Source organism: Nocardiopsis sp. RV163 (assembly GCF_001029525.1).
GTDB classification, from domain to species: Bacteria; Actinomycetota; Actinomycetes; order Streptosporangiales; family Streptosporangiaceae; genus Nocardiopsis; species Nocardiopsis dassonvillei.
Map to the genome: position 1 here is coordinate 1 of NZ_LEKI01000240.1, position 5,786 is coordinate 5,786.

The following is a 5,786-nucleotide window of genomic DNA, read 5'->3' on the forward strand; positions in this document are numbered from 1 at the left end:
GGGCCGAAGGCAAGACCGCGCCGCGCAAGGGCCCCTCCCCCAGGAGGAAGACCCGCTCCACACGGCGCGTCAAGAAGGCCGAGCCCGCCCAGACCACCACCGACGCGGAAACCGGCGAGGCCGACCTCGACGACCAGTCCCCCGCCATGGGCGACTCGGTCCACACCTATCTCAAGGCCATCGGCCGACGCCAGCTCCTCACCGCGGAGCAGGAGGTCGACCTGGCCAAGCGGGTCGAGGCCGGGCTCTACGCCGAGTACCGGCTCGGCCTGCACGGCGAGGTGGACGGCTCCGCCCCGCTGGCCGAGGTCGAGGTCGAAGAGCTGGAGTGGGTGGCCGAGGACGGCCGCAAGGCCAAGTCCCACATGCTGGAGGCCAACCTGCGCCTGGTGGTGTCGGTGGCCAAGAAGTACAGCGACCGGGGGATGTCGCTGCTCGACGTGGTGCAGGAGGGCAACCTCGGCCTGATCCGCGCCGTGGAGAAGTTCGACTACACCAAGGGCTTCAAGTTCTCCACCTACGCCATGTGGTGGATCCGCCAGGCCATCCAGCGCGGTTTCGCCGACTCCGCGCGCACCATCCGTCTGCCAGTGCACGTCCTGGAGCTGCTGAGCAAGGTCAGCCGCCTGGAGCGCGACATGCACCAGGCGCTGGGCCGCGAGCCCACGCCGGAGGAGCTGGGCCTGGAGTTGGACAAGACCCCGGCCCAGATCGAGGAGCTACTGCGGGTCACCCGCCAGCCCATCAGCCTGGACTCCACCATCGGCGAGGACGGCGAGACCCGCATCGGCGACCTGATCGAGGACGTGGACGCCTCGGAGGCCTCCGAGGTGGTGGACCGCCAGCTCATGGCCGACCAACTGCGCAACGCGCTGTCGGACCTGGAGCCGCGCGAGGCCACCATCATGTCCCTGCGCTTCGGCCTCATGGACGGCCGTCCGCGCACCCTGGACGAGATCGGCAAGCACCTCGGGCTGACCCGCGAGCGCATCCGCCAACTGGAGAAGCAGTCGCTGTCCAAGCTGCGCCACCCCAGCCGCGCCCAGCAGTTGCTGGACTTCGCCAGCTAGGGCCCGGCACGACGGGCGGCGCGGGGCCGCGTCCGAGACCCTCAGGGCGAACCCTGGTTCGTCCCCGGTATCGCGTCCGTCCCGGCACGCCGCGGACAGCGCGGTGCGACGATGGTGGCCATGAGCGATCACCCCCAGCGCCACAGCGACGAGATCTCCGCCGCGCTGCGCGCCAGCCGCGAGCTCGGCCCCGAGTACGACGAGGCCGTGGCGGCCTCCCTGGTCGAACGCATCGACGGCACCGTCGAGGCCCGCGTGCGCCACCACCTGGCCGCGCAGGCGCGCACTGAGACGGCCAAGACGGGCCTGCCCTCCAACACCGTGCGCTTCGTGCTCTCCCTGGTGTGCCTGGGCGTGAGCATTCCGGTCTCCGCGATCACCGCGGCCATGGGCAGCCCGGCGGCGCTGCCGCTGGTCTGGCTCGGGCTGGTCCTGTTCTACGTGGTCTCGGTCGTGGGCCTGCGCCGCTGACCGGGCACCGGACGTGATCTGGAACATATCGATTCCGCCACGGATCGTCTCCGTCGCTTACCCGTCCGTATGCACCTTGTGTCCGAAGCCCTACAGTCGTGCCCACCACGGACCAGGCCGGTCCCGCCAGGGGGAAGGACACGATGGCAGCCATCGAGCAGCGCAGGACGACGTGGAAACAGATCGGTCCGGGCATCGTCGTCGCGGCCACCGGCGTGGGCGCGGGCGACATGGTCGCCACGCTCATCGCGGGCAACCAGTTCGGCTACGCCCTGCTGTGGGCCACCATCGTCGGCTGCCTGGTCAAGATCTCCCTGGCCGAGGCCGCCGGGCGCTGGCACCTGGCCACGGGGACCACCATCTTCGCCGGCTGGAGCAGCCTGGGTAAGTGGACCACCGTCTACTTCGCGCCCTACATCGTGATCTGGGGCTTCGTCTACGGAGCCAGCGCCATGTCGGCCACGGCCCTGCCCCTGGCCGCGCTGGTGCCGGGCGTGCCGCTGGAGGTGTGGGCGATCCTGGCCGGGATCTCCGGGCTGGTGGTCGTCTGGTTCAACCGCTACGCGGTGTTCGAGAAGATCATGACGGTGCTCGTGGGCGTCATGTTCGTCACCGTGGTCGGCCTGGCCGTCTACGTCGTCCCCGACATCGGGCAGACGCTCCGAGGGCTGGTCCCGATGCTCCCCGAGGGCTCGGTGTTCTACACCATGGGTCTGGTCGGCGGCGTCGGCGGCACCATCACCATGGCGGCCTACGGCTACTGGGTCAATTCCAAGGGCTGGCGGGACTCCTCCTGGATGCGGATGATGCGGCTGGACAACCGCGTCGCCTACATCACCACCGGCGTCTTCGTCATAGCGATGCTCATCGTCGGCGCCGAACTGCTCCACGCCAGCGGCATCGCGCTGCAACAGGGCGACCAGGGCCTGATCCAGTTGGGCGACGTGCTGCGCGAGCGCTTCGGCGGGTTCGTCGCGACGGCCTTCCTCATCGGCTTCTTCGCCGCCGCCTACTCCTCCATCATCGGCGTGTGGAACGGCGTGAGCCTGCTGTTCGCCGACTTCGTCAACCACCTGCGGGGCAGGACCGACACCGACCCGGAGGAGAACCAGAAGAGCTGGGCCTTTCGCGGCTACGTGCTCTGGCTGACCTTCCCGCCGATGCTGCTCCTGCTGCTCGGCAAGCCCTTCCAACTGGTCATCGCCTACGGAGTGCTGGGCGCCTTCTTCATGCCGTTCCTGGCCTTCACCCTGATGTGGCTGCTCAACTCCTCGCGCGCCCCCCGCGAGTGGCGCAACGGCTGGGTCAGCAACGCGGGCCTGGCGCTGGCCGGGTCGCTGTTCGTGGTGCTGTGCTTCTACGAGCTCTACGGGATCGTCACCGGGGCCTGAACCGCCGGTAGGCGCGGCGGCGCGCGGGACGGTCTCAGCCCCGCAGCGCCGCGCGCAGGATCTCCACCGCCTCGTCGTGGTCCAGGCCCACCCGGGAGATCACCTCGGCGTAGGCCCGGGCGGCGGCCAGCGCCTCGGCGCGCTGGTCGTCGCGGCCCGCCGCGACGAACGTCCCCGAACGGCCGCGGGTCTCGACCACACCGGCCTGTTCCAGCTCCCGGTAGGCGCGGGCCACGGTGTTCACCGCCACCGAAAGCTGACCCGCCAGGGCGCGCACCGTGGGCAGCCGGTAGCCCACCGGGAGTTCACCGTTGGCCACCGCGATGGCCACGATCGACCTGATCTGCTCGTAGGGCGGGACCCTCGACGTCGGATCGACACGGATGAAATCCGCCATGTGCCACTGCGCTCCCCACCGTCGCCTGCTGCGGTGTCCGGCCGCGGACCGGGCCGGACCGGACACCAAGTTACCGTGCGTGTACCGACCCCAGGTCGCGGGGCGGAGCCGCCGGTGTCAGACCGCCTGGCGCGGCACCCGCTCGATCCCGTGCAGGCGGTGGGCCTCCCGGGCGGTGAGCAGGCGTTCGGCGACCCGGGTGGCCTCGCGCACCCGCGGGCGGGCCAGCCGCTTGCGCCGGTAGATCCGGTCCTCGTACCCCTTGGGCCCCACCAGGGCGCGTTCTTGGGCATAAGCCGCACGCATCGCCTCGGTCAGCGCCGCGTCCAGATCCACGCCCCGCCGGTTCAGCTCCTCCACCGGCGCGTTCCGGGTGCGGGCCGTCTCCAGCGCCTCCTGCGCCTGGGCCACCGCACTCAGGAGTTCGGGCAGGCGCTCCGCGCGCTCCTGGTCGGAGGCCAGGCTCTCCCGCGCCTGAGCCGTGCTCTGCTTGGCAAGTCCCATGTGTGTGCTCCAGACCACGCGTAACGTCGGACGGGGCCACTCTAGAGGTGACCAATATCATCTGGCGAGCCGGGCGGCGCGGCGGTGGTGGCCGCGCGGCCCGCGATCTGCCACCTTTACGGCGCACACCCCCGAAAGGACCATCGTGAGCAGGAACTACGCCGGACTCAGCCGCGAGCGCATCATCCTCGAGGCGCTCCACATCATCGCTGGCCGCGGGCTCGGCGGCCTGTCCATGCGCCGCCTCGGCGACGCGCTGGAGGTGGAGGCCATGGCCATCTACCACCACTTCCCCCTGGGCAAGGAACAGCTGTTCAACGCCATCGCCGCCTACGTCACCTCCCCCGCGGCCACCGGCACCGTCCCCCTCGACGACGGGGAGGCGCCGAAGGACGCGGAGGGGGCGAAGGAGCCCGAGGAGGACGAGCGGCCCTGGGACGTGCGCCTCACCGAGTGGGCCGAGGCCTACCGGGAGCGGCTGCTGGAGTTCTCCGGGGCGCTCTCCCTGCTGGTCCACCGCGCCCCGCGCACACCGAGCAGCGACGCCACCCGGGCCCTGATCCACGACGCCCTCGCCGAGGCGGGGCTGGAGGGCGAGGACCTGGAGCGCGCCGCCGACGCCCTGGACTCCTACTGCGTGGGCGCGGTCGTGCACCAGGTCCGCCACCAGGACGAGGAGGACGCGCCCGATGCCGCCGAGTCCCTGGCGCGCTTCCGGCACGGGCTGCGCGCCCTGCTGCGCGGGCTCACCTCCTAGCCGCACCCGGGCGTGGCGGGCCCCGCCGGGCGAAACAGGGACCTTCGTCGGGGAACCGAGCGCGTTCTCCCGGCGTCGTTACCAGGAGACAGCCCCCGACCCCGCTCCTCCTCACTGCGCGGGGCGGTACAGAAAGGTCATCCATGGTTCTCAAGCGTCTGCTCGCCGGTATCGGGTTCGGCGGGGCCTCGGTGGAAACCACCCTGCACTCCTCCGTGTCCGCCCCGGGCGGCGCCCTGCGGGGTACCGTCGTCATCGAGGGCGGTAACGTCGAGCAGCAGGTCGAGCGGCTCACCGTCGGCCTCCAGGCCCGGGTCGAGGTCGAGAGCGGCGACCACGAGAGCACCCGCGACCTGGAGTTCCACCGGGTCCAGATCGGCGGCGGCGTGACCCTGGCCCCCGGCCAGCGCTTCGAGGTTCCCTTCGAGCTGTTCGTGCCCTGGGAGACCCCCGTCACCGTCCACCGGGGCCGCCACCTGCACCGCATGAACGTCGGTGTGAACACGCGCCTGCACGTGGCGGGCGCGGTCGACCCCGGCGACCTGGACCCGGTGGCCGTGGAGCCGCTCCCCTCGCAGCTGGCCGTGCTGGACTCGCTGGCCTCCCTCGGCTTCTCCTTCAAGCAGGCCGACCTGGAGCAGGGCCGCATCGTGCGCACCCGCCAGCGGTTGCCCTTCTACCAGGAGATCGAGTTCTTCTCCCCCAGCCGCTACCGGGGCCTGAACGAGCTGGAGCTGTCCCTGGTCACCGACGAGCGCGGCATGGACGTGGTGCTGGAGCTGGACAAGAAGCCGGGGCTGCTCTTCTCGGAGGGCCGCGACACCTTCCACCGCTTCAGCGTCGACCACGACGGGGGCGCCGGACGCGACTGGTCGGGCCACCTGCACCAGTGGATCGACTCGCTGGCGGGCAAGCGCAGCATGTTCTGACCCCGGCGGGCCACGGGGACCAGCGTCCCCGGGGCCCGAGGCGCGGTCGGAGCGAGGCTCACCCGGTCCGCTGGCGGGTGCGCTCCGCGCGCAGCTCGCGGGCCTGGTCGGGGTCCAGCACGGGCGCCGCGTTGAGCAGTTGGCGGGTGTAGTCGCTGGCCGGATTCTCGTACACCGCGTCGCTGTCGCCCATCTCCACCACCTCACCCGCGCGCATCACCGCGACCCGGTCACTGACCTGACGCACCACAGCCAGATCATGGGCCA

The 5,786-nt window shown here is 71.2% G+C and carries 7 protein-coding genes and 1 pseudogene; 5 read left to right on the forward strand and 3 right to left on the reverse strand.

Going from position 1 to position 5,786, the window contains the following annotated elements; all coding sequences use genetic code 11:
• The 3 genes from ABD54_RS25015 to ABD54_RS25025 all read left to right on the forward strand — a co-directional run.
• The coding region (locus tag ABD54_RS25015; RefSeq protein ID WP_047872004.1) for a sigma-70 family RNA polymerase sigma factor at positions 1-1,070 on the forward strand (1,070 nt) is incomplete at its 5' end.
• Positions 1,071-1,181: 111 nt separating this feature from the next.
• A complete protein-coding gene (locus ABD54_RS25020) occupies positions 1,182-1,541 on the forward strand; it encodes a hypothetical protein (RefSeq protein WP_047872005.1) in 360 nt (119 codons plus the stop codon).
• 143 nt (positions 1,542-1,684) lie between these two features.
• Positions 1,685-2,932 (forward strand): Nramp family divalent metal transporter, encoded by a 1,248-nt coding sequence (locus ABD54_RS25025; protein ID WP_047872011.1) that lies wholly within the window; start codon positions 1,685-1,687, stop codon positions 2,930-2,932.
• Positions 2,933-2,966: 34 nt separating this feature from the next.
• Here ABD54_RS25025 and ABD54_RS25030 read toward each other — a convergent pair whose 3' ends face one another.
• Both ABD54_RS25030 and ABD54_RS25035 read right to left on the reverse strand, forming a co-directional pair.
• On the reverse strand, positions 2,967-3,329 hold the full coding sequence (locus ABD54_RS25030) for a GntR family transcriptional regulator (RefSeq protein ID WP_047872006.1): 363 nt from the start codon (positions 3,327-3,329) through the stop codon (positions 2,967-2,969).
• A 117-nt stretch (positions 3,330-3,446) separates the two neighbouring features.
• Positions 3,447-3,833 (reverse strand): hypothetical protein, encoded by a 387-nt coding sequence (locus ABD54_RS25035; protein ID WP_047872007.1) that lies wholly within the window; start codon positions 3,831-3,833, stop codon positions 3,447-3,449.
• Positions 3,834-3,978: 145 nt separating this feature from the next.
• Here ABD54_RS25035 and ABD54_RS25040 point away from each other — a divergent pair, with 145 nt between their 5' ends.
• On the forward strand, positions 3,979-4,590 hold the full coding sequence (locus ABD54_RS25040) for a TetR/AcrR family transcriptional regulator (protein WP_047872008.1): 612 nt from the start codon (positions 3,979-3,981) through the stop codon (positions 4,588-4,590).
• Between the two features lie 143 nt (positions 4,591-4,733).
• Entirely contained in the window at positions 4,734-5,519 is a 786-nt protein-coding gene (locus ABD54_RS25045; RefSeq protein ID WP_047872009.1) for a sporulation protein, read from the forward strand.
• Between the two features lie 58 nt (positions 5,520-5,577).
• On the opposite strand, the pseudogene ABD54_RS25050 reads toward ABD54_RS25045, so the two are convergent.
• Positions 5,578-5,786: pseudogene (locus ABD54_RS25050) on the reverse strand (ABC transporter ATP-binding protein); the annotation flags it as partial.

Excerpts from the sequence above, each read along its gene's own strand:
- ABD54_RS25020 (WP_047872005.1), top strand. The coding sequence starts at position 1,182 with ATGGTGGCCATGAGCGATCACCCCCAGCGCCACAGCGACGAGATCTCC.
- ABD54_RS25025 (WP_047872011.1), top strand. The coding sequence starts at position 1,685 with ATGGCAGCCATCGAGCAGCGCAGGACGACGTGGAAACAGATCGGTCCG.
- ABD54_RS25030 (WP_047872006.1), bottom strand. The coding sequence starts at position 3,329 with ATGGCGGATTTCATCCGTGTCGATCCGACGTCGAGGGTCCCGCCCTAC.
- ABD54_RS25035 (WP_047872007.1), bottom strand. The coding sequence starts at position 3,833 with ATGGGACTTGCCAAGCAGAGCACGGCTCAGGCGCGGGAGAGCCTGGCC.
- ABD54_RS25045 (WP_047872009.1), top strand. The coding sequence starts at position 4,734 with ATGGTTCTCAAGCGTCTGCTCGCCGGTATCGGGTTCGGCGGGGCCTCG.